Annotated in this window: 2 protein-coding genes; both read right to left on the bottom strand. The window is 65.2% G+C overall.

The window, feature by feature from the left end; genetic code table 11:
• Positions 1-939 (bottom strand): ABC transporter ATP-binding protein (locus tag ACXJL8_RS40790; protein ID WP_456687008.1); only part of this gene is annotated, 939 nt, incomplete at its 3' end.
• Positions 936-1,511 (bottom strand): ABC transporter permease (locus ACXJL8_RS40785; RefSeq protein ID WP_456687007.1); only part of this gene is annotated, 576 nt, incomplete at its 5' end. The genes ACXJL8_RS40785 and ACXJL8_RS40790, both read right to left, overlap by 4 nt.

Below are 1,511 nucleotides of genomic sequence, written 5' to 3'. Positions count from 1 at the left end.
ACCGAGGATCTCGCCGCCACGAACCTCAAGCCCGATCTTTTTCGTGGCCGGGGGCGGCGCGTCGCGGAACAGCCCGCCGCTGCCATATTGGACTTCGATCTCGGAGGCCGCCAGAAGGACCTGGTCGCGCGGCATGTCATGGACAAGACGACGTTCCGGTCTAGGCACGGCGTCCACAAGTGCGCGCGTGTTGGCGTGGCGCGGCGCGCGGAAGATCTCGGCCGCCGGCGCCTGCTCAACCAGGCGGCCGCGCTCCAGAACCGCGACCCGGTCGGCGACGCGCGTCACAAGTGCAAGATCGTGGGAAATATAGAGCGCGGCAACGCCCGTCTCCCGGCGTAATCGCGCGAACAGCTCGAGGATGCGCGCGCCAGTGATGACGTCGAGTGCGGTGGTCGGCTCGTCGAAGAGAATGACGTCGGGTCGGCAGCCAAAGGCGGTGGCAATGACGACGCGCTGTTTTTCTCCGCCGGAGATTTCATGCGGATAGCGCCGCATGATTGCAGCAGGATTGTTGAGGTCGACGTGACCGAGCAGATCGATGGCAAGCGTGTCAGCGTCGCGCGGTTTGAGACCGCGATGCCGTATCAACGCTTCCGTGATTTGCGTTCCGATGGTGAGCGTCGGATTGAGCGATGTCGAAGGATCCTGAAACACCATCCCGAGACGGCGTCCTCGGATCTCGGTCAGCTCGCGCGGGCTCAGGCGCTGAAGGTCGACATCGCCTAGCCGCAGCGAGCCTGCGACTTCGCGGGCGTTGTCGGGTAGATGGCGCATCAGAGCCCAGGCAAGCGAGCTCTTGCCTGACCCGGATTCTCCGACGAGGCCCAGCACCTCGCCCGGCGCGATCTGCAGCGAGATGTCGTGCAGTACGCGTACCGGCCCGGCTGACGTGATGTAGTCGAGCGTATAGCTCCGGATCGAAAGCGCTGAGGTCACCGCTCGTCCTTCGGATTGAGAGCGTCGCGAAGACCATCGCCGACCAGGTTGAAGGCAATGGCGGTAAGTGCGATCGCGGCCGAGGGCGCAATCAATCCCCACGGCGCCTGATGCATGTATTGGCGCGCGTCCGCCACCATGAGCCCCCATTCGGATGCGGGCGGCTGGGCGCCGACGCCGAGAAAGCTCAGCGTTGCGAACAGCATGACGGCGAAGGACACGCGGATGGTGGATTCGATCACGATCGGCGCCATGACGTTCGGCAACATCTCGCGGAAGATGATCCAGGGCGCTCCCTCGCCACGCGCTATGGCGGCCTTGACGTAGTCCTGATTGCGCACGTTGAGCGCGGCCGAGCGGGTCACCCGCGCCATGCCGGGCGCAAAGGCCACCGCGATGGCAATGACGGCATTGCCGGCGCCGTTGCCGAGCGTTGAGACCAGCAACAGGGCCATCAGAAGGCCTGGGATCGCCATCACGGCGTCGTTGGTACGCATGATGGCCTCGTCGGTTCGTCCGCCGAGATAGGCCGAGCCAATGCCGATGATCGCGCCGGCTGCGCTGCCGACGAC

Source organism: Bradyrhizobium sp. P5_C11_2 (genome assembly GCF_054049755.1).
This window is presented reverse-complemented; position numbering and strand designations above follow the sequence as displayed.